We start from the raw sequence: 20,059 nt of genomic DNA on the forward strand, positions 1-20,059 counted from the left end.
GTCCGGCCCCGGCTGCCGCGTCCCGCCGCACTGCGGGAGGTGACGTGGTGAACAAGCACGTCCTCGAGGACACCGCTGCGATCGTCCGGGGCGTGGAACCGGCGCCGGCGACCACCGTGCTGCGCCACATGGTCTTCGGCTCGGGCCTGACGCACGCCCTGGATTACGTGGTTCTGCTGCACATGCTGTTCGCGCTGGAGGAGGACCGTCCGGTCACGGTGAGGGATCTGTGGCTCGGCTTGCAGGCCGAAGGGGTCCGGTCGGCGAAGAACACGAAGGAGTTGGTGGGGCGGGACGCCGTCTACCAGTCGGTGAATCGGCTTATCAAGGCCGGGTTCGTGCGTCGGGTGGAGGAGGGCGGCAAGCCGGGCCAGTTCGGTTCGGTGCGGTACGAGGTCTACCGGCAGCCGGCCTACAACCCGGATCACATGCCCGCTCCGGAGCCATGGTCTCCCGAAGACGACCCGGCGTCGCCTCTTGTATCGCCGCAGGTCGGACCGCTTCCCGGAACGCCGGAAGCGGAAGAAGCCGGAAAGTCACAGAACGATAAAACCGCAGGTCGGACCGCTTCCCGGAACGCCGGATACGGGAACGCCGGATACGGCGTTCCGGGAAGCGGGAAGCCCCGCATTCCCGCAGGTCGGACCGCTTACGGCGTTCCGGGAAGCGGTAACCCGTCCCCCCCCACACCCCCCCAGGTGGAGGTGGAAACCTCCTCCACCTCCAGCAGCAGCCACACCCCTGCGGCACGCACGCCGCAGGGACCCCAGGGGCAGCGGGGCCTGCCAGTGCCGGACGCGGACCGGATCGCGGCCGCTGAGGAGTTCCTCGCCACGCTGCCCGGCGGCTGGGCCTGCGGGCTGAAAACCGCTCAGAACCTGGCGCCGAAGCTGGCCGCGCACACGCTCGCCCAGGGCTGGGACCTCACCCCCGAGCTGGCCGCCCACCTGACCGGGAACCTGCCGGAGAAGATCCACCGCCGCAGCAGCTTCCTCGAAGGCCGGATCGATGATCTGGAGCGCCGGGACGCGGTCCGGCCGGCCACCACCGCAGGCGGCTCTTCCGGCGAGCGCTGCCCGTACCACCCGAACCGTGAGGCCGCGTCCTGCGTGCCGTGCCGCTCCGGCGGCGCCCCCGACCCGCAGGAAGAGCCGGACATGGACCCCGCGGCCATCGCGGCCGCCAAGGAAGGGCTGCGCCTGCTCGACGCCCCGCCGCCGGGGACGCGCGGCCGTGCGCGGCACCCGGGCCGCCCCCGGGGACAGAAAGCCCGTGAAGCGGCGCAGCGGCGTGAGGCCGACGCGTTCGAGCAGCGGCGCGCGCAGGCCCTGGCGGACCTGGAGCAACTGCTCGACGACCCCATCACGCCGTGAAAGCAAGCGGGGCCGCCTCTCGCGACAGAGGCGGCCCGGTGATCCCCCATCCGACGCATCCGGACAGGAGACCGATGAACACCACCGTACCCGGCCAGGCCACGGCCGCAGAGGCCGAAACCCCGGCATCCATCCTCACGCAGGCCCCGCCGCAGGATCTGGAAGCCGAACAGTGCGTGCTGGGCGGCATGCTGCTGTCCAAGGACGCGATCACCGACGTGGTCGACGTCCTGGAGCCCGGGTTCTTCTACAAGCCCGCCCACGAGATCGTCTACCGCACCGTGGCCCGCCTGTTCGCCCAGGGCGAGCCCGCCGACCCCATCACGGTCGCCGACGCGCTGGCCAAGTCCGGCGAACTGGCCCGGGCCGGCGGCCCCGGCTACCTGCACGCCCTGGTCCAGACGGTGCCCACCGCCGCCAACGCCGCCTACTACGCGGAGATCGTCTACGAACGGGCCATGCTGCGCCGCCTGCTCACCGCCGGACAACGCGTCACCGCCCTCGCGCAGGCCGGCGAGGGCGACATCGAAGAACTCCAGGACGCCGCCGCAGCCGAGCTCAACGCCGCCATCATGCAGCGCGCCGACACCGAAACCCTCCCGATCGGCGCCGACGACCAAGACCTCATCGACACCATCGAGACCTACCAGCGCGGCGAGCAGGCAACCGGCATCCCCACCGGCTTCATCGACCTCGACAGCCTCACCGGCGGGCTGATGCCCGGCCAGATGGTCATCATCGCCGCCCGGCCCGCGCTCGGGAAATCGACCCTCGCCATGGACTTCGCCCGGCACGCCGCCTTCGGGGCCGGCCGCACCGTGGCGTTCTTCAGCCTGGAAATGCCCCGCCGCGAGCTCCAGCTCCGCTGCCTGTCCGCCCAGGCCACGGTCGCCCTGCACCACCTCAAGAGCAAGGAAGGCATGGACGCCAGGGACTGGAACCGCGTGGCCCAACACATGGCCGCACTCCGGGAAGCGCCGCTGCTGCTGGACGACAGCACCGACGCGACCGTGACCGGCATCAAGGCCAAGTGCCGCCGCATCCAGCAGCGCCAGGGCCTGGACCTGGTCATCATCGACTACCTGCAGCTCCTGCAGTCCGGCCGCTCCCGGCCCGAGTCCCGCCAGGTGGAAGTCTCGGACATGAGCCGCTCCATCAAGCTCCTGGCCAAGAGCCTCGGAGTGCCGGTAGTGGTGCTCTCCCAGCTCAACCGGGAGCCCGAGAAGCGGGCCGACAAGAGGCCCATGATCTCCGACCTGCGCGAAAGCGGCTCGCTGGAACAGGACGCCGACATCGTGATCCTGCTGCACCGCGACGACGCCTACGAGAAAGAGCACCCCCGCTCGGGCGAGGCCGACCTGATCGTCGCCAAGCACCGCAACGGCCCCACCGCCACCGTCACCGTCGCCTTCCAGGGCCACTACTCCCGCTTCGTCAACATGCAAGGCGGCTACTGATGACCAGCCAGCCTGATCTGTTCGCGGCGGTGGATGCGCTGCTGGAGCAGGCCCGCCCGCTGCCCGAGCCGACCGAGCGGGAGCGGCTGCGCACCGCCGCCGGCCTGTCCCGCGCCGATGTCGCCAAGGCCCTCGGGGTGAGCACGTCCACGGTGGCCGGGTGGGAGACCGGGCGCACCGACCCGGCCAAGGAGCGCCGCGCGGCCTACGGGCGGCTGCTCGAAGGCATCGCTGCCCGCTACCCGGCGCCCGTATCGCCGCAGGCCAGCGGCCCGGATGACGGCGGCCGCGGGAGCTCGCCGCAGGCCTGCGCCGGGCAGGAGAACGGGACCGGTAGCGACGTCCAGGAGCAGCCCGCCGCCGCCTCGGTGGCGTCGGCCGCCGGTTCCGCCCCGGCCGACACGGCCGGGGTCCCGGTGGCCGGTGTCCCGGCCCCGGTGTCGCGCCGCCGCCCGGCCGGGCGTGGTGCAGCTGCTCACCGCCCGGCCGCCGCGGCCGCGCCCGTCCCGGCCGCTCCGGCTGATGCAGCGTTCCCGGGCGGGCCGCTGGCCGTGCTGGACGGGGAGGGCGCCGCGCACCTCGCGGACGGCCGCATTCTGGACTGCCCGGCCGCCACCGTGCCGGACCTGGTGGTCTGGGCGCTGGACGCCGGGATCGGCCAGTCCCGCCTCCACCGCGCCGGGCGGGACGGCGACCCGCTGGTGGTCCTCACCACCGACGCCGCCGCGAAGCTCGGCCTGCCGGAGCACCTGGCCGACCGGCGCGGCCTACGCCTGCCCGAGGACCACCCCGTCGTCCGTGAGGTGATGGCCGCCGGGTGGCAGCTCACCCGGCGCGGGTTCGGCCCGTGGGCGCGGATCTACCGGCCGGTGGAGCGCGGCGGGCGCCGCCAGTGCGTGCAGCTCGCCGTCCTGCCCTGGGACGCCCTCGATGCCCGCGCCTGGGGCGACACCGCGACCCTGCCGGCCGCTGACATCGCGCGGGTGCTGGGCACCTACGCGACCCGGGTCCTCACCCCGCGCGGCTCCACCGCCGTGACCGGGCTGGAGCTGATGACCGCGCTGCGCCCGCCGACCCGCGCGGTGCGCACCGATAGCGGCGGCTGGGCCTCCGGCCCCGTCCCCGGCTCCCTCACCTACCCCGTGGACCCGGCCCCGCCGGAAGCGCCGGATGAGCACCCGGTCGCGCAGGGCCGCGGCGAGGACCAGGTCCTCGATGAGGAAGCCTACGAGTGGGTGCGCGACCCCGAGCTGCTCTCGGATGCCGAGTGCGCGCTGCCGTTCGTGGTCGGCCTGGACGTCAACGCCGCGTTCCTGGCCGCCGCCAACCGGCTGACCGTCGGTCTCGGTGAGGCGGTGCACACCGACGGCCCCCGCTTCGACAAGAAGCTGCCCGGCTGCTGGTACGTCGACCTGTCCGGTGTGGAGACCGACCCCAGGCTGCCGTCCCCGTTCACCCCGCACGGCCGCCGCCCCACCGGCCCGGCCTGGTACGCCACCCCCACCCTCGCCTACGCCCAGGAGCTGGGCGCCGACGTCCGCCCGCTGGAAGCTTGGCTCCGCCCGGACTCGGGGCCGTACCTCGATCCCTGGTACGAGCGGCTACGCAACGCCTACATGCAGACGATGGCCGACCTGGGCGTGGTCAAGGGCGCCTCCGGCCCGGAGTTCCTGGCCGCCATGGAGCGTCACAAGGCCGCCGATCCGGCGATGGCGGCAGTGCTGTCCGCCATCAAGGCCACCGTCAAGGGCGGCATCGGCAAGCTCCGCGAACGCCCGCAGGGCGCCGGATACCGGCCCGGGGAACGCTGGCCCGCGCTGGAACGCCCCACCTGGCGCCCCGACATCCGGGCCGCCGTCATCGCCCAGGCCCGCACCAACATGCACCGCAAAATGCTGCGCATGGCCGCCGCCGGGCTGTTCCCGGTCGCGGTGCTCTCCGACTGCGTCATCTACCCGGCCGTCGGCCCCTCCCCGCTGGACGTCCTCCCGCACGACACCGCCGGGAAGCCGCTCCCGGGGACGTTCCGGCTCGGGGTGTCGCCCGGGATGGTCAAGCACGAGGGGACGATGCCGTTCTGGCGCTGCGCGGAACTGGTGGACCAGGGCGCCAATCCCGCCCGCCACATCAAGGACGCGGACGCGACGGACGGAGGCGAAGCGCGATGAGCGGACTGTTCGCGCAGGCGGGGGAGTGGCACGCCGCCCACCAGCGGCACGGCACCCCGCCTGCCGCCCGCCCAGCCGGGAAGGTCCTCGCCTTCCCGGCCAGCCGCCGCACCACCGGCGCGCCGGCCGCCGACACCGCCGACCCCGAGGAGGTGCAGGGCCGTGGGTGAGATCCAGAACAGCATCGAAACCGCCCTGCAGGCCACCCAGACCCGCCCCATCCCGAAGTCCGCGCAGGCCAGGGTGCGCTACCTCGTGCAGACCGTCGACAAGGGCAGCACCCGGGCGACCGCGGCGCGGCTGGGCTGTTCCCAGCGGCAGGTCGAGCGCTACCTCGCCGGACAGGTCAAGCGGCCCACCCCGCGCCTGGCCACCGCGATCGAACGCGAGATCCGCCGCGCCTGGCAGCCCCGGCTGCGGGCCCGGGCCATCAAACAGGCCGCCCAGACCGGCGTGGTGGTGGAGACCCGGGCGCGCTTCGGTTTCACCGCCGCCGGCGGCAGCACGGACGACCCGAGGATGCGGCGCATCACCGAACAACTTCCCCCGGACACCGCCGCGCGGCTCCTCGCCGCGCACCAGGCCGGAGCCGGTGAACAGCAGCTCGCCCGGATCCTCGCCGGCGGCCTCGGGTACGCGTACTTCCGCGACCACGGGCGGCGCGCGGACGGACTGGACGTGGAGATCTCCGATGTCGACTACCTGGAGCTGGGGCTGTGAGCACCATGGAAAACCAAACGTTTGTTCGAATAATGAGTGTTGGGGGCCGATCCTGGGGCGAGGCCGCAACGCGGTTCGGCAACATCTCGTTCGCCGGGTGTCCCAGCGCCGTAAGTTGGGCGCCGACAACGGGAGGTGCGCGGTGAGCAGCCGGAGCGCGATCGAATGGACAGAGGTCACCTGGAACCCGACCACCGGATGCGACCGCGTCTCACCCGGGTGCGACAACTGCTACGCACTCACCCTGGCCAAGCGGCTGAAAGCGATGGGCACGGAGAAGTACCAGAAGGACGGCGACCCGCGGACCTCCGGCCCGGGCTTCGGCCTGACCCTGCACGAGGACGCCCTGGAGCTGCCCTACCGGTGGAAGACCCCGCGGGTGGTGTTCGTGAACTCCATGAGCGACCTCTTCCACGCCCGCGTCCCGCTGGACTTCGTCCGCCGCGTCTTCACCGTCATGGCCGACACCCCGCAGCACACCTACCAGATCCTCACCAAGCGCTCCCTGAGGCTGCGCCGCCTCGCGCACAGGCTGGACTGGCCCGACAACGCCTGGATGGGCGTGTCGGTCGAGACCACCGACCAGCTCAGCCGCGTCGACGACCTGCGGCAGGTGCCGGCCGCGGTGCGGTTCCTCTCGTGCGAGCCGCTCCTTGGCCCGCTGCACGGCTTGAACCTGGAGCGCATTGACTGGGTCATCGCCGGCGGGGAGTCCGGCCCCAACCACCGGCCGCTGGACGAGGCGTGGGTGACCGCGATCCGCGACGAGTGCCAGAAGGCGGGTGCCGCGTTCTTCTTCAAGCAGTGGGGCGGCCGCACCCCGAAGGCCGGCGGGCGGGAACTGGCCGGCCGCACCTGGGATGAGATGCCGCTTCCCGCAGCGGTGTGAACGGCGGCGCCTCGCGAGGGCCGGGCCGGGGCAGCCGCCCCGGCCCCCCTTCACCGGCTATCGGCCGGAGGAAGAACAACCAGCTCCCGGGTCTTCATCGAGCCCACACCGGTGGTGGGCGTCCCGCCCTCCTTGTGCAGGTGCTTCACCGCCTTGCGGGCAGCAGGCTCGGTGACCTGGCCGTAGAAGTCCCCGAAAACCTCCACCGTGTGGTCCACCAGCCGGAACTCACCCACCCGCTTCAGCAGCCGCCCCAGGTTCTGCGCGATGGCCGGCACCGCCGCCCGGCGCACTTCCTCCGGATCGGGACGGATCACCGACGCCATGGTGAACAGCGCGTCGTCCGCCGCTTCCTCGGTCAGCTCGACCTTCTCCCACCAGGCCTCCTTGGCCCGGGCGGCCGAATCGCCGAACACCCACAGCCCGTACTGGCTGCGGGTGGCGAACACCAGGTGGTAGACCGGCTTGTGCCCGGGAGCCCTGGCCACCGGCACGGACACCACATGCATGCCCGTCGCCGCGCTCAGCCGCTGCGCGTACCCGTCGGCGACCCGGCCAGCAGCGTCTTCCGGCGGCAGACCGCCCACGAAGTACTCCCGCCACCACGGCCCGCCGCACACCCCGTCGAACCGGACCGAGGACGCCTCCAGCCCTCTCTCCGAGCGGGCATTCCCGCCCAGCCGGCGCACCGCCATCATGCTGAAGTTCATCAGCAGCTCGGTGGGCGGCCAGTTCCCCGCGCCCGGCCGCCGCTGGTCGGCCAGCACCCGCACCAGCTCGTCGAACGGCAGCGTCAGCCCGCACGGATCGAGGAACAGGAACAGCGGCTGCCCCACCGCCGCGGCGGTCACCTCCGCCAGCAGCGCGGTGACGTCACTGTGATGCACCCGGGCGTCCACGCCCTGCCGCTGGTACTCGCCGGCGACCTGGCGCAGCCGGGCCACCGAGGCGGTGCCCTTCTCAATGAAGAAGCACGTCCACCGCAGCCCGTGCCGCAGATGGTCCGCGGCGACCTTCATCGCGATCTCCGCCGATCCCGGCTCGCCGCTGTCGTAGCGGCCCTCACCGGCGTAGCCGTCCAGGTAGACGACCTGCTTGTCGCGGGAGCCGGTCATCCCGCCGAACGGCGGGATGTAGTGCCGCAGCAGTTCATGCTTGAACCGGCTCGGAAGGTTCTGCTCGTCCCAGTAACCGCCACTCGTGCCCTTCGCCACCCCGAGCCCTCCCCGACTCCACACCGACCACTTCGTCACAGATGGTGGATTAGTCCGAACGATTGGTAAAGCCCCCGGGCATATCGCATGTTGTCGGACTCGAAAGCCCTTGCGTCCCCGAGCATGTCGCCCGGGCGCAAACGACGGACCACTCCCGATGCTGTACGGCCTGCTGTACGCTCGCGGCATGTCGAAATCCGTGACGATCCGCGTCGATGAGCAGCTCTACACCGCGCTGAGGGAACGCGCCGAGGGCGAAGGGACCACGGTCACCGCGCTGATCACCCGCGCTGCCCAGGACGCGGTGCGCGACCCGCGCCTGGAGGGTGCCGCGGAGGTGTTCCGGGCCTTCGTCGCCGACAACGCCGACGCCTTCGACGCCGCCTTCCCCGAGGACGCCCCCGCCCGCCTGGACACCGCCGGCCGGACGGCTGCCTGACCGTGGAACTGCACATCGACATCCGCTGGCTGCTGGAACGCCAGGCCGACATCCTGCCCAAGCACCCCGAAGTGCACGACTTCTCCGCCCTGGTCGCCGCCGTCGCCCGGCACCGCGTGAACACCCCCCGCATCGACACCCTGACCGACGCGGCCTGGCGCGCAGCCGCCTTGATGAGCAGCCTGCTGCGGCTGCGCCCGCTGCCAGCCCGCAACGCCCTGTTCGGCGCGGCCGTGGCGGTGGCCTACATGGACGCCTCCGGCCAGGGTATTGACCCGCCCTACGGGGCCCTCATCGACCTCGCCCGCGACATCGACACCGGACGGGCCGACGTCTACGACACCGCCGACCGCATCCGCTCCTGGCGCATCTGACCCGGAGCCGTCAACCGGCTTCGGGCGGCCGGGAACGGCGTGGACTCACGCGGCGCTGGAACCCGGGGTGGTGCCGCGCACAATCTCCTTGGCCCGCTCGGCCAGGTCCGGCCGGTCCGTGGTGAGCATTCCCACGAAGGCGGGCAGCGGCGGCGGCTCGTCCGGCTGCTCAAGGCGCCCAGGTGCACCTTGCCCGCCGCCGGGGTGCACGTCCACCGTGATGACCAGGCTCTGATCATCCGCAGAGGGGGTGACATCAACGGTGAACCGGCCCGTCTTGCCGGTGGCCGTGACCTCCCCGCCCATCCGGCCGCGGCGGGACACCACATCAGCGGCCCTGCCCCTGCGGGAGCGAGCCTTCGTGATCCGCCAGCGACCGTTCATACCTCCAGAGTAGGGGAAAACGGCCCCGCGGGTACCGGGGCGGCCAGGAAGCCGCCCGGCAGCATCCGGGAACTGTGGTCCGCCGCGCCGCCAGAGCGGTGCAGCGCGCTCCGGGCCTCGCGGCCGTCTGTCGGGGCATCCGGCCTGCCTGCCACAATGTGCGCCCCGACGCAGAAACGGAGAGCGATGGCGGATAACGCTGCGCAGGGCAAGGACGGGACCGCTCAGAACAAGAACGACAACTTCGATCTCTCACTGCCTCTCCCGGAGGAAGGCGGCGTCGTCTTCGTGGCCGCCGGCCTGTGTGCGCTGCTGCTGGCCCTGATCTATCTGGGGGCGATGACCTACACGCTCGTGGACTACCGGTCCTGGCCCGATCCGGCGGCGTTCTTCACTTCGGCGGCCTTCGCCGCTGTCGCGCTGATCAGCGTGCTGGTCCACCTGTACGGCGAAGCCGAGATCGTGGTCTCGCTCGCCCCGCGGGTGGCGATGTGGAGCACTTGCGTCGTGCTCGCCGGCGTCCAGCTCGTCGCCTCGACACTCGGGGCTGCGGAGTTCTCCATGTCGGCGTTCATCGGCGTGGTCGCCATCCTTGGAGTGTTGGGCTTCGGAGAGCTGGCCGGCCACGTCCTGGCCGACAGCTGAGAACGGGAGTCCGGCCCGTGGCCGGCACCGGCCGGCCACGGGTTCAGACCATCAGGCTGCCGCACATGCGAGCACCAGGTGCTGCCGGGCCGGGAGCACTCCGGTGGCCCGTACCGCGCGCAGCGTGCTGCCGTCGACGTACGTGCGGCACAACCCGGTCAGCGGCATCGGGCTGAGGAGCGTGTAGGAGGAGGAGCTGCCGTAGACCAGCCGGGCGCAGCCCGGGCAGGGCAGGTAGTCCACCCGACCGCATCACCGGCCCGCGTCGCTTCACGCTACGCCCGCCCCGCGCCCGGCGCGGCCCCGCGCCGGTGAGCGTGCCGCCCGGCCGTGCTGGGGCCGGGCGGCAGATTTTCACCGGTCGCCACTGTGCCCGGTGTCCGTCCGGCGACTGCGGAACGCCCGCAGACTCCAGCGGCCGGCGGCGAGGGCAAGCGCAGCGGCAAGACCGCCGACGAACTCGGGGAGTGAGGCAACGAGCAGGCTCACCGAAACTCCCCTCCGCTGGTGTCGGCGGCCGCCGCGGCGCGCTGGATGTGCCGGGAGCCGAGCCGCTTGAGCTTGCGCCGGACCCGCTCGCCGTACGAGGCGGGTAACCCCGCCTCGACGGCGGCCTGCCCCCACGAGCCTCCGGTCTCCGCCCAGCACAGGGCCACCAGCTGCTCCTCCCGGGCCAGCTCGCGCATTACTGCGATGATCCGGCTGCGTGTGTCTCGATGATCTGGATGCGTTGTCACGGCTACCTCCAGTGGTGCAAAAGGGGTCGTCGGTAGATCGGGCAGCGGCGCCGGAACCGGCAATCTTCTTGGGCACGAGGACATGTGGCGTCCGTCACGCCAAAGGGAGGCACCGGCGGGCGGCACGCCCCGCAGGCGGCTCGGCAGCGCTGTCCCTCTTCGGGGCGAGAGGCGTGTCACTGGTTAAAGGGGGGCGGGCAGGCGGGAACCGGCAATGAATCTTGCTCACCGCCGTGTGCTGTCCGTCACATCGGCGCGGAGCTGCTGGCCAGCGCACCTCGTCCCGGCAACCGGCCTGACGACCCGATGCACCACGTGCGCACCCGCTGCGCGCACTTGGTGCGGGTGTGCGGGTCGGACAAGGGGTGCGGCCGCCCCCCTTGTCCGGTCGGCCGGCCGGTGGTGGATCCCTTGACCACCCGGGCTTGACCAGGTGGGCCGGGCTTGACCAAAGGCTTGTCCTGGCTGGTCAACCACCATTCGTCGGGGAATGGGCGAGCTGGCCCGGGGTGGTGTGCGTCACGGACAAACCGGGAGGACAAGGGGTGGTCAAGGGGCAAACCCGGTGCCGGGGTCGGACCGCGGACAAGGGGGTGCCGGTCAGCCTGGCCGCCGCCTGCCCCCGGGATCTGCGGCGGCCGGCCGCCGCGCCGGGGAAGCCTGCCGCCTGGCGGTCACAAATGCCGCGTCGCTGCTCCTTGGGGTTGGTGAACCCAACCGGACGGGAGGAGACGCGGTGATCGTGACAGTGGAGACGGCCCTGCCTACGGCGGGCCTGGAGGGGAGCCGGTCGGCACCACCCCGTTGGCAGCCGGTGCCAACGGGCTGGCACCCGGGGCGGCGGCTGGCACCGCGCCGTTGGCGGCCGGTGCCACCGGGGCGGCCGTTGGCACCGGCCGATTGGCACTGCGGTTGCCGCCGTGGGCAAGCCGGTTGGCGCCGCTTCCGTGCCCGCTTCCGGGCCTCCTTCCGTACCCGCTTCCGCGCGCCCGCTGCGGTTGGCACCGATCCGCGCAGGTCAGACCCCTTGACCAGCACCGGCCGGGGGCGTCACACCCCTTACATCTCCTCCTTTGAGGGGATGACCGTGGTGGTGGTGCCGGGAGGGGGCCGGGAAGGCGAGGCGGGGAAGGCGGCGGGCCGGTGAGCGGCCGACGGATCTCTCACCCCGCCGGGTCCTCCAACAAGCTGCGCGGGGACGTCCTGCGGGTGCTGGGCGTGGTCAAGATCGCAACCGCCGACCAGATCCAGCGCCTGACCGCACCGCACCTGACCTACCGCCACACCGGCAAACCCACCGCGGCCGAACGCAAGGAAGCACGCACCCGCGCCCACCGCGCGGCCGCCCGCGATCTGCAGCGCCAGCGCCTGGTCGCCGCCGCGGGGCGCTCGCGCGGCGGTGAGGTGCTGTGGGCGCTCACCGCGGCCGGCCTGCAAGCCGCCGCCCAGGAACTGCACCGCCCGGCATCGGTGATGGGCGCGCCCGCCGCCCGGGCGGGAGCCTCCGGCGCGCCGCACGCCCTGGCGGTGAACGAGACGATCCTGGCCCTGACCCGCCCCGCCCCGGACCTGGAACTGCTGACCGGGGAGCCGCCGGCCGCGGTGGCCGCCGCCCGCGCCGCGCGGCCGGGGATCGGGGCGCTGGAGCAGTGGGCCACCGAGGTGCCGCTGCCGCTGACCGGCGCTGCCTGGTCCAAGGCCGGGCCGGGTGGCATCCAGGCCGACGCCGTCCTTGCCGCCCCCGAGCACGGGGTGCCGGTGCTGTTCGTGGAAGTGGACACCTGCCACATGGACGCCCAGCGCCTCGCCGACAAGATCGGCAAGTACACAGCGTTCCTGCGCCGCCGGACCGAAGCACGCCGCGGCCGCCCGGCCCGGCCGCTGTGGCGGACCCGCTGGCCCGCACCGCCCGACCCGTACGGCACCGAGCTGCTGCCCCCGCTGCTGCTGGTCTTCCACCCCCACGGACCGCGCAACCCGGACACCACCGCCGCCCTGGTGGCCGAGCGCACCCGCATCCACTGGCAGGGCCGCCCGGCAGGCTCCTACACCGACTACGACGGCAAACTCCCCGTCATCGCCACCACCATCGGCCAGCTGCGCGACGCCGGCCCCGGCGGGGCGGTGTTCCACCGCTTCGGCCGCGACCGCCTCCAGTGTCTCGCCGACGCCCTCGGCAACCCCCGCCAGGCCGCCGCCGAAGCCCGCCGCGAGGCCCGGTCGGAGGCGCAGCGGCAGGAAGAAGCCCGGCTCCGCGCCCAGCGCGAAGCCGCCGAACGCGAAGCCCGCCGGCCGGTGTGCACCGACTGCGGGCAGAAGCTCACCGACGCCCGCCAGGCATGGGCGGCAAGCCGCGACGGCCGCCGGGACCCACACCGTGAACTGTGCGAGAACTGCGCCCAGACCGCCCGCGCACGGGCGGCCGCGGACCGGCAACAGCAGCAGGAAGAGGAAGCGGCCGCGGCGGCGGTCCGGCGCCGGCTGTTCCGCCGCCGCGCCTGACGCCCCTGGCCCGGGCCGGTCACCGCCACTCGGGAGGGGTGTGTGAGGGGTGTTCCGGGGGTGTGCTTTCGGGTGTACTGGGGGTGTACTCGTGCCCGTCTGGCGCACCGTCGCTGACCTGCGGTGATCCGGCGATGGGGTCCTGACCACACTGCTGATGGCCGCCTCGTCGGCCAGGTCGCCCGGACGGCCGGTGTTCTCCGGGGAGAAGCGCCGCATCTGCTGCCGCCCGCTGCTGGGCGGGGTTGCGGTGTGCGGTATCACCCGGCGGCGGGCTGGGCACGGGGCTGGGACTGTGGCCACCGTCGTCCCGGCCGGGGGAGCGGCCAGCCTGCGGGCCGTCCGGGGTGGTGCAGGATCAGGGCCTGGGCCCGGGGAGCCGCGGCTCCGTCGCGGTGCGGCTGGTCGGCCCGTGGTGTCGTCCGTTGTGGTGGACGGACCGGCCGCCGGGTTTTGTGTGCAGAGCACCCAGGTATCACCCGAGCCGGTGATCCTGGATCTTGGCGGCGGTGGGGAGGTGCCTTCGGCGGTGGGTTGGGCGACGCCGGTCTATGTGGCCGCGCAGGTGGAGTACCGGCTGACCGAGCAGTGCGGGCACGATGAGGACCTGGAGGAGGACCTGGTCCTGCCGACGGCGGATCTGCCGGTGCCGGCCCCGGGTGGGGATCTGCGGTGGGCGGGTGACGGCTTGGCGGAGGTCGGGCTGGTTCCCGGGCGGCCGGTGGATCCGGCGGCGGCCCGGTTGCTGATGGACGGCCGCCACCCGGGCACGGGGGAGCGGCTGGTGGTCCGCAAACGTCATGTCCATCCGGCGGCGAAGCTGCCCGCCGCCCCGCTCGCCGCCGCCGTCACCGAAGCCGCCCGCGCGGCCGGCGGCAGTGCGGAGGAGCTGCTGCGCACCGTGAAGGTTGTCGCCCGGTTCGCCCGCGCGACGCGCGGCCTGGCCCGCGACGACGGCCACGCCCTGCCGGTGACGGACGCCGACACCATCGCCGCGGCCGCCGGCCTCGCCCTGGAAGACCTGTACGAGGCGGGGGAGCTGGAGCGGGCCCGCCGCGCATCCGGCTGGCGCATCGAGGTCGGCCTGCGCGGCGTGGACGTGGTGCTGGACCTGCCCAAGTCGATCTCCCTCGCCTATGCCCTGGCCGACCCGGCCACCGCCGCCATCATCGAGGCCTCCTGGCTGGAGGCCGTGGGCGAGGCGGTGGACGCGCTGCAGACCTGGTGCGCCTACGGCATGGCCGGCCACCACGGCGGCGGCCGCACCGCCCGACGGGTGGAAACCTCCGGACTGCTGGGCTGGACCGTGCTGCACCGCACCGCCCGCCCCGTCCCCGACCCCTCCGGGCGCCCGCACCCGGGCGACCCGCACCTGCACGTCCACATCTGCCTCGCCCACCTCGCCCGCGGGACGGACGGGAAGTGGCGCACCATCGCCGCCGGCGGCAAAGACCTCCACCGCCACGCCCGCGCCGCCAACGAACTCGCCGAAGCCCGCCTGCGCGAAAAACTGATCACCCGCCTCGGGGCCCGCTTCACCCGGGAACCGGGCGAGGCCTGGGAACTGGACGGCATCCCGCCCGGCTGCGCACGGCCTTCTCCCGCCGCCACCTCGCGGTGCGCCTGGCCGCCGGACCCGGCGCCACCTCCGGCCTGCGCAAGACCGCCGCCCTGCGCACCGCCCGCGCCAAGCCCGCCGCGCTGACCGGCGCCAGAGCGCTGTGGCGGGAACAGGCCGCCGACGTCCTCGGCGGCGCGCAGCAGCTGGAGGCGATGCTCACCGCCGCGCTGCCCGGCCCGCCCCCGCCCGCAGCCACCGCCACGCCGGGAGCGCCGGGGCCGGGCCTGCCGCCGCTGCCCACCCCCGAGCAACTGGCCGCGCAGGTGTGGGACACGGAGTTCGGGCTGCCCGCCCGCTACCGCACCGTCACCCACACCGACGTCCTCGCCGAACTCGCCCAGGCCACCCCCTGCCTGGAAAGCCTGGACCACCTGACCGAACTGGCCGGCCAGGTGCTCGCCGTGCCCGGCCACGCCGCGCGGCTGCCCTCAGGCGGCCCGGCCCACCAGTCCAACCACCAGCGCTACCAACCCACCACCGTGGCCGCCGGAGTCGGCCGGTCCGGCCGCCACGGCGGCGTTCCCGTCCCGGCCGTCGCCGTGCCGGACCCGTCGGCGCCGGGTCCGGCCGATGTTCCCTCCCACCAGCCGCCCCCGCCCGCTCCGGCGACGCCTGGGCCGGGCAAGCACGCCTCCCGGCAGCCGCCCCTGCCCGGCGTCCCCGAACCCGGGCAGCGCCCAGCCCGTCCCTGGCCGGAGCGCCCCTATGGGCACGTCCCCTCCGCCCACCTGCCCGCCCTGATCGCCCAGGAGGAAGCCCGCGCCGCTGAGGCCGACCAGCACGCCCGGGCCCGCGCCGCCGAAGCCGGACACCTGACCGTCACCGCCGGCACCGACGCCGCCCCGGCCGCCCGCCGCGATGCCGAACGCCGCCGCCTCCTGGCCGACGCCGACCACCACCTGGCCCGCGCCGACCGCGCCCGCGCCGCCCACGCCGCCGGTGAGCGCCACCTGGCAGCCCAGCAGACCCTCGCCGACCGCATCAAGGACCGGCTGGGAACCGTCCGCTCCCGCCTCCTTGGTGAGCGCGCCGACCTGCACTTCCTCCACGGCCACCTCACCGCCCTGATCACCGCGCACCGCGCTCGCCTGGACCTGCTGGAGCGGGCCGCCACCCTGCACGAGGCCGCCGCAGAGGGCTTCCTGGCCCCGCTGCGAGCCGAACTCGACCTGCCCCGGCACCTGTCCACCCGCCAGGCCACCGACGCCGCACGCGACCGCCTCCCCGCCCGCAAGGAGAACGACACCGCGGCCGCCGCCACCGCCGTCCAGCGCCTGAACCGCCGGGCCCGCGACCACCACGCCCAGGCCGGCCGCGCCCGCGCCCGGGCCGCCGCGCTGCGCGCCGAGGCCGCCCTGCGCGAGCGCATGCCACCGCCCCGGGCCGCAGCCGAGGAAGAAACCCGCGCCGCCGCCCACCGCTCGGACCATCCCCAGCCCGCCGCCGGCCACCCGCCCACCCAGCACCCCGGCAGCCGGCGAAGCCGCTGAACCACCACGCCCCCGGGCCCGCGGAACAGCGCCGGACCCGGGCAGCCGCCGCACGGGCACTCATACGGCTGAGGTCAGCCCCGGAACACGGCAAACGCCCAGCTCAGACCCGGTACGGCAGACGGGCACGAGTACACCCCCAGTACACCCGAAAGCACACCCCCGGTACACCCCGCACACACCCCTCCAGCGGGGCGGGAAGACCCGGCGGGTTCAGGACCCGCCGCTGCCCTCGCCATCCGGGCTCCCGTGCCGACACCGGCGGCCCGCAGCGCCTCCGTCAGCCGCGCGGCGGTTTCCTCGCCTGGCCTGCGGAGCTCGTCGGCGATCTGGACGACGTCCTGGCGCAGCAGCTTGGGCAGCTCACGCCAGTGTGCCGGTTCATGGGCGCCAGCTGCTGGTCGTCGCGGAGATGTGTCCTGGTCGGCCTGGAGTTCTCGTCTTCGAAGATGGCGCTGGCCATCGTGATGGCCTGGATGAGCCGGTGGCGCTGAAGGAGTTCGGCCACTGCCCGAGTGGGCCAGCCGGGCTCGGGGCCCTGGTCCCACTGGGCTGTGGGATGGAAGTTCTGTGAAACGCCTACGGGGCGAGGGCTATTCCGATATCAGTGATGCATGCCTGAACCGATTACGTTGGCCGCTGTCGCTGCGATGCCTGCTGTTGTCACGTTTCTGCTTGAGCGTGTCGGAGGTGTGTTGGATCGTCGCCGTGCGGACGAGGAACTTCCGGTTGTGCGGGAGCCGTCGCCGGAGCAGCGGGACGAGCTTGAGGAGCTGCAGGGGTCCCTGCGGGAGATTGCCGCGCGGCCGGCCGCAGAGGTGAGGGACGATGCGGACGCGCTGGCGGTGATGGAGCGGGCGCGAACGTTGCTTGAGCACCTTCACGATCGTCAGATTGACTTCGAGGGCGAAAAGCGGGCGCCCGCCAAGTATCGGATCAGGTCTGTCGTCGAGGTCGAGACCATCGAAAGCGAGGGGGCGGGAGTCCGGCTGGGGAAGGCGCGCGCGTCGGCGGTCATTGATTCGCAGGTCAAAGGCAAGCGGGCGACGGGGCCGATTGTCGGCGTTGAGATCAAATCGCTCGACTGATGCAGCGAGACGAACTGCTTTTCGATTACCTGCTCGAGGAGCATCTCACCGAGGATCTGGTCCGGCGGGAGTGGCTCCTGGGCCGGGTCAAGGAACTGCTGGACACACCGCATATCCGGTTCGTCGTGCTCGAAGGGGTCGCGGGGACCGGCAAGAGTACGTTCGTCGCATCACTGGCACGAGAACCAGGAATCAATCCCCGCTACTTCATCCGTCGTGACAGCGTTGCGCCGTTGTCGTCGGGAGACGGGCGGGCGTTCCTGGTCCGCATAGGTCACCAGATCGCGGTGCTGCGTCCCGAGCTGATGGATCTGGACCTGGCCGTGAGCGCGACGATGGAGGTCGAACACGCCGATGACCTGATCGGTGTTGAGATCGGCAGATTAGTCGTGTCGTCCTTCCGCCGGACGGCCTTCGAGGTCAGGCAGACTGCGGCGAAGGCCAGACAAGTGATTGCGGTCAGAGTAGGGGAACTGATCGACGACCTGGCACGGACCAGTCTGGCTGATCTGACCAGGCGGGCGTTGTTCGAGCCAGCAGCGCGGCTGGCCGCCGCCGATCAGTCAGCCGTGATCGTGCTGCTGATCGATGGGCTGGACGAGATCAGTGCGGCCACTGGCTGGACTGTGGGCGAAGACTCGATCATCGACTGGCTTACCGATTGCCCGGAGCTGCCAGAGAACCTGCGGGTGGTGGTGACGACCCGCCCGCTGCCTTTGAAGCAGTTCTACCTGCGCCAGCAGAACAGGTACGCCCGAATCAGCCTGGACCGGCCCTGTCAGCAGATCGAGGACGAGATTGCCGAGTACGCCGCCTCCGTCTTGGCCAGGGCCGGGATCACCGGACACCCGGGGCTTGCCCGAGAGGTGGCGCGCAAGGCCGACAACGTCTTTCTCTACGCCGCGCTCTGGGCCAAGACGGTCCCCGATCTACTCAGCCCACAGAACCTCCCCGCCGGCCTCGACGCCCTATACGAGTATCTGGTCCGTCAGGCCCGCCGGGCCTCGGGCCGCCGTGTGTCCGGAACACGGGCAGGAGACAGCCGCTGGAAGGCTTACCACCAACCCTTGCTGACCGTCCTCGCGATCGCTTTCGCCCCGCTGCCACCGCAGAAACTGGCACGGTATCTCGGGCTGCCGACAGCGTCTCCGGACCTGCTCGTGACCATCCTGGACGACCTCGGGCCGATCCTGCGCGTCGACCACGAGCGCATCACGTTCTGCCACCCCAGCCTGACGGACTTTCTCACCAGTGCGTCCCGGGATGAGTATTGGAGCGTGCACCCCTCAACCACCCACCTCGGACTGGCACGGAGCCTCATCGGTCTGTACGGCCACGACTGGGCCTCATGTGGGGACGTATACGCGCTGACCTACACCGCAAGACACCTGGCCGCCGCGTTCGAAGAGGGCGCCCCCGAGGCATTGGATCTGCTCGTCAACCTACTGGAAGACCTGCCGTTCGCCTGTGCGAAAGCACGGCACCCGGAGGTCGGTTTTGGAAGCGTGGTCACCGACTACATCGCTGCATGGACGGCGGTCGAGCCGAATCGACGACAAGAGCTGGCCCGCAGCCTCGCCCGGATCGTCATCACCCTCGAAGCGCACGACCAGCTCCGCGACACGCTCGGCTACCGCACCGACGGCAAGGAATTGCACGAGCTCGTCCTGACCCTGGTGGGCGATGAGGACCTGCTGCGGGAGCACGCAGCCCCAGATCGTCAGCAGGCGCTGGCCCTGATCGCGGCCCACGCTGAATCCACCCGGATCCGCCGCCTAGGCGGCGCCGCCAACCTTGAGCGAGCAGGCGAGATCCTGCACCGCCTCGTCTCGGCGGCTGTCCCCGACAACGACGAGCCAGGGAACCTGTCGGCGATCTACTACGACTTCGCCTACCTGGAATTCCTTCTCGGCAACGTCGAAGCGGCCCGGTCGTGGTTCCATCGCTCCACGGAAGTGGACGAGCGCCGGGGCAACGCCAAGGGCCGGTACATCACAACGTCCGCACTGCGCCGCCTGGAATTCCACATCGGCGAGTTGCCACCCGCCGCATACCAGTCGTTCCTAAACGAGGCCGAAGCCTACTTCAGCGGCCTGGAGCCCGACGCCCAGGGCGAGCGCTGGATCATGACCTTGACCTTCCACCGCCTGGAACTCGCGCTCGCGACGGAGGACCCAGCACTGGCCGGCGCCCAGTTGGCCGCACTCGAGCGAAACACCTGGCTGCGCAATTACGGCCGCACCGACAACCGCGCCAAAGATGACATGATCACCATCGCCCAGGCCAGAACGGAGCTTACCCGGCGGAACTGGACAGAGGCCATCTCCCTGTTTGAGCGGCGTCTCGGCGAAGACCTGGACGGTGACCCGGAGCACCGCGAGGAAATCGCCCGCGACCTGTACGACTACGCGACAGCCCTAGTCGGCGCGGGCCGTCCCGACGACGCCCGGCGGGTGTTGGCCTTGGCATCCGGTGTTCCGGACGGCACCGGAGCCTGGCTCTGGAAGCCCCGTATTCACTCCCTCCAGGAAGTGCTGGCGTAGCCCCGGCGTAGCCCAGCTCATGGCTGAGTGCGCGAGCTGGTTGCGGCAAACCGCCCCGTAGGGAGCCCTGGCCCCAGCTGGCCCGGGGCTGCCAGGAACAGCGCTTGCCGGGTCATTCCCATTGGATGCCGAGTTCGTTGAGTTGTGCGGCGCGCTGCGGGGTGAGCGTCCCCCGCCTGCTCTTGACGTTGGAGATCCACACACCGAGTTTCACGGGCATCAGGTCCTGGTCCTGTTTCCCGCCGCCGGCCGCGCCCCTGGCCTCGGTGGTCGGGTCGGCGGGGGCGTGCTCGATGTGCCCGCGGGGGACGGTCAGATGCCCTTCCCGGGCGAGGTAGCGCCTGGCGGCTTCCAGGCCGCGTTGCCAGGCGAGTTCGCGGGCGCTGGGCCGACTGGGCTGCCCGGCCTGGGGGCG

19 protein-coding genes are annotated in these 20,059 nt (G+C 72.4%); 14 read left to right on the forward strand and 5 right to left on the reverse strand.

All coding sequences use genetic code 11. From position 1 onward, the window contains the following. Positions 1–47: 47 nt before the first annotated feature. From BM242_RS28735 to BM242_RS27300, 6 genes are all read left to right on the forward strand, one after another. On the forward strand, positions 48–1,373 hold the full coding sequence (locus BM242_RS28735; RefSeq protein WP_139238476.1) for a hypothetical protein: 1,326 nt from the start codon (positions 48–50) through the stop codon (positions 1,371–1,373). 74 nt (positions 1,374–1,447) lie between these two features. Further along, positions 1,448–2,830, forward strand: a complete 1,383-nt coding sequence (dnaB, locus tag BM242_RS27285; RefSeq protein WP_107365192.1) for a replicative DNA helicase — start codon at positions 1,448–1,450, stop codon at positions 2,828–2,830. Beyond that, complete coding sequence (tap, locus tag BM242_RS27290; protein WP_093841626.1) at positions 2,830–4,998, forward strand: telomere-associated protein Tap; 2,169 nt, start codon at positions 2,830–2,832, stop codon at positions 4,996–4,998. Before dnaB ends, tap begins: the two co-directional genes overlap by 1 nt. Then, on the forward strand, positions 4,995–5,168 hold the full coding sequence (locus BM242_RS29740; RefSeq protein ID WP_175541607.1) for a hypothetical protein: 174 nt from the start codon (positions 4,995–4,997) through the stop codon (positions 5,166–5,168). The genes tap and BM242_RS29740 overlap by 4 nt, the downstream gene beginning before the upstream one ends. Continuing rightward, complete coding sequence (gene tpg, locus BM242_RS27295; RefSeq protein ID WP_093841627.1) at positions 5,161–5,718, forward strand: telomere-protecting terminal protein Tpg; 558 nt, start codon at positions 5,161–5,163, stop codon at positions 5,716–5,718. Before BM242_RS29740 ends, tpg begins: the two co-directional genes overlap by 8 nt. Positions 5,719–5,860: 142 nt before the next feature. Further along, a complete protein-coding gene (locus BM242_RS27300; protein ID WP_093841628.1) occupies positions 5,861–6,607 on the forward strand; it encodes a DUF5131 family protein in 747 nt (248 codons plus the stop codon). 50 nt (positions 6,608–6,657) lie between these two features. On the opposite strand, the gene tcmP is transcribed toward BM242_RS27300, so the two are convergent. Then, positions 6,658–7,821 (reverse strand): three-Cys-motif partner protein TcmP, encoded by a 1,164-nt coding sequence (gene tcmP / locus BM242_RS27305; RefSeq protein WP_175541608.1) that lies wholly within the window; start codon positions 7,819–7,821, stop codon positions 6,658–6,660. Positions 7,822–8,008: 187 nt separating this feature from the next. Here tcmP and BM242_RS27310 point away from each other — a divergent pair, with 187 nt between their 5' ends. Further along, complete coding sequence (locus tag BM242_RS27310) at positions 8,009–8,260, forward strand: ribbon-helix-helix protein, CopG family (protein ID WP_093841630.1); 252 nt, start codon at positions 8,009–8,011, stop codon at positions 8,258–8,260. After that, positions 8,257–8,634 (forward strand): toxin Doc, encoded by a 378-nt coding sequence (locus BM242_RS27315; RefSeq protein WP_093841631.1) that lies wholly within the window; start codon positions 8,257–8,259, stop codon positions 8,632–8,634. Before BM242_RS27310 ends, BM242_RS27315 begins: the two co-directional genes overlap by 4 nt. A 45-nt stretch (positions 8,635–8,679) precedes the next feature. Here the strand turns inward: BM242_RS27315 and BM242_RS27320 are convergent, their stop codons facing one another. Then, positions 8,680–9,018: a hypothetical protein gene (locus BM242_RS27320; RefSeq protein WP_139238477.1), complete on the reverse strand. Its 339-nt coding sequence runs from the start codon at positions 9,016–9,018 to the stop codon at positions 8,680–8,682. A gap of 186 nt (positions 9,019–9,204) precedes the next feature. Between BM242_RS27320 and BM242_RS27325 the strand changes: the two genes are divergently transcribed. Next, positions 9,205–9,663, forward strand: a complete 459-nt coding sequence (locus tag BM242_RS27325; protein WP_093841633.1) for a hypothetical protein — start codon at positions 9,205–9,207, stop codon at positions 9,661–9,663. A gap of 51 nt (positions 9,664–9,714) precedes the next feature. Here the strand turns inward: BM242_RS27325 and BM242_RS27330 are convergent, their stop codons facing one another. Beyond that, a complete protein-coding gene (locus BM242_RS27330) occupies positions 9,715–9,906 on the reverse strand; it encodes a hypothetical protein (protein WP_093841634.1) in 192 nt (63 codons plus the stop codon). 242 nt (positions 9,907–10,148) lie between these two features. Next, the gene (locus BM242_RS27335; protein WP_093841635.1) at positions 10,149–10,349 is read right to left on the reverse strand and encodes a hypothetical protein; all 201 of its coding nucleotides are present in this window, start codon (positions 10,347–10,349) and stop codon (positions 10,149–10,151) included. A gap of 1,194 nt (positions 10,350–11,543) precedes the next feature. Between BM242_RS27335 and BM242_RS28745 the strand changes: the two genes are divergently transcribed. The 5 genes from BM242_RS28745 (at position 11,544) to BM242_RS27360 (ending at position 19,644) form a co-directional block, all read left to right on the forward strand. Then, positions 11,544–12,902: a replication-relaxation family protein gene (locus tag BM242_RS28745; protein ID WP_107365194.1), complete on the forward strand. Its 1,359-nt coding sequence runs from the start codon at positions 11,544–11,546 to the stop codon at positions 12,900–12,902. Between the two features lie 529 nt (positions 12,903–13,431). After that, positions 13,432–14,607 carry a MobF family relaxase gene (gene mobF, locus BM242_RS27345; RefSeq protein ID WP_139238478.1) on the forward strand — a complete coding sequence of 392 codons (1,176 nt, stop codon included), beginning with the start codon at positions 13,432–13,434 and terminating at the stop codon, positions 14,605–14,607. Continuing rightward, the gene (locus tag BM242_RS31005) at positions 14,520–16,013 is read left to right on the forward strand and encodes a hypothetical protein (protein WP_093841637.1); all 1,494 of its coding nucleotides are present in this window, start codon (positions 14,520–14,522) and stop codon (positions 16,011–16,013) included. Before mobF ends, BM242_RS31005 begins: the two co-directional genes overlap by 88 nt. 614 nt (positions 16,014–16,627) lie before the next feature. Next, positions 16,628–17,101: a hypothetical protein gene (locus tag BM242_RS27355; RefSeq protein ID WP_139238479.1), complete on the forward strand. Its 474-nt coding sequence runs from the start codon at positions 16,628–16,630 to the stop codon at positions 17,099–17,101. Next, positions 17,101–19,644 (forward strand): hypothetical protein, encoded by a 2,544-nt coding sequence (locus BM242_RS27360; RefSeq protein ID WP_093841639.1) that lies wholly within the window; start codon positions 17,101–17,103, stop codon positions 19,642–19,644. The genes BM242_RS27355 and BM242_RS27360 overlap by 1 nt, the downstream gene beginning before the upstream one ends. A 112-nt stretch (positions 19,645–19,756) precedes the next feature. Here the strand turns inward: BM242_RS27360 and BM242_RS27365 are convergent. Next, a partial coding sequence (locus BM242_RS27365; protein ID WP_175541603.1) for a helicase associated domain-containing protein occupies positions 19,757–20,059 on the reverse strand: 303 nt, incomplete at its 5' end.

This window comes from Streptomyces aidingensis (assembly GCF_900112355.1).
GTDB lineage: Bacteria > Actinomycetota > Actinomycetes > Streptomycetales > Streptomycetaceae > Streptomyces > Streptomyces aidingensis.

Excerpts from the sequence above, each read along its gene's own strand:
- BM242_RS29740 (WP_175541607.1), top strand. The coding sequence starts at position 4,995 with ATGAGCGGACTGTTCGCGCAGGCGGGGGAGTGGCACGCCGCCCACCAG.
- BM242_RS27320 (WP_139238477.1), bottom strand. The coding sequence starts at position 9,018 with ATGAACGGTCGCTGGCGGATCACGAAGGCTCGCTCCCGCAGGGGCAGG.
- BM242_RS27325 (WP_093841633.1), top strand. The coding sequence starts at position 9,205 with ATGGCGGATAACGCTGCGCAGGGCAAGGACGGGACCGCTCAGAACAAG.
- tap (WP_093841626.1), top strand. The coding sequence starts at position 2,830 with ATGACCAGCCAGCCTGATCTGTTCGCGGCGGTGGATGCGCTGCTGGAG.
- BM242_RS27335 (WP_093841635.1), bottom strand. The coding sequence starts at position 10,349 with ATGCGCGAGCTGGCCCGGGAGGAGCAGCTGGTGGCCCTGTGCTGGGCG.
- BM242_RS27310 (WP_093841630.1), top strand. The coding sequence starts at position 8,009 with ATGTCGAAATCCGTGACGATCCGCGTCGATGAGCAGCTCTACACCGCG.
- dnaB (WP_107365192.1), top strand. The coding sequence starts at position 1,448 with ATGAACACCACCGTACCCGGCCAGGCCACGGCCGCAGAGGCCGAAACC.
- BM242_RS27355 (WP_139238479.1), top strand. The coding sequence starts at position 16,628 with ATGCCTGAACCGATTACGTTGGCCGCTGTCGCTGCGATGCCTGCTGTT.
- BM242_RS27360 (WP_093841639.1), top strand. The coding sequence starts at position 17,101 with ATGCAGCGAGACGAACTGCTTTTCGATTACCTGCTCGAGGAGCATCTC.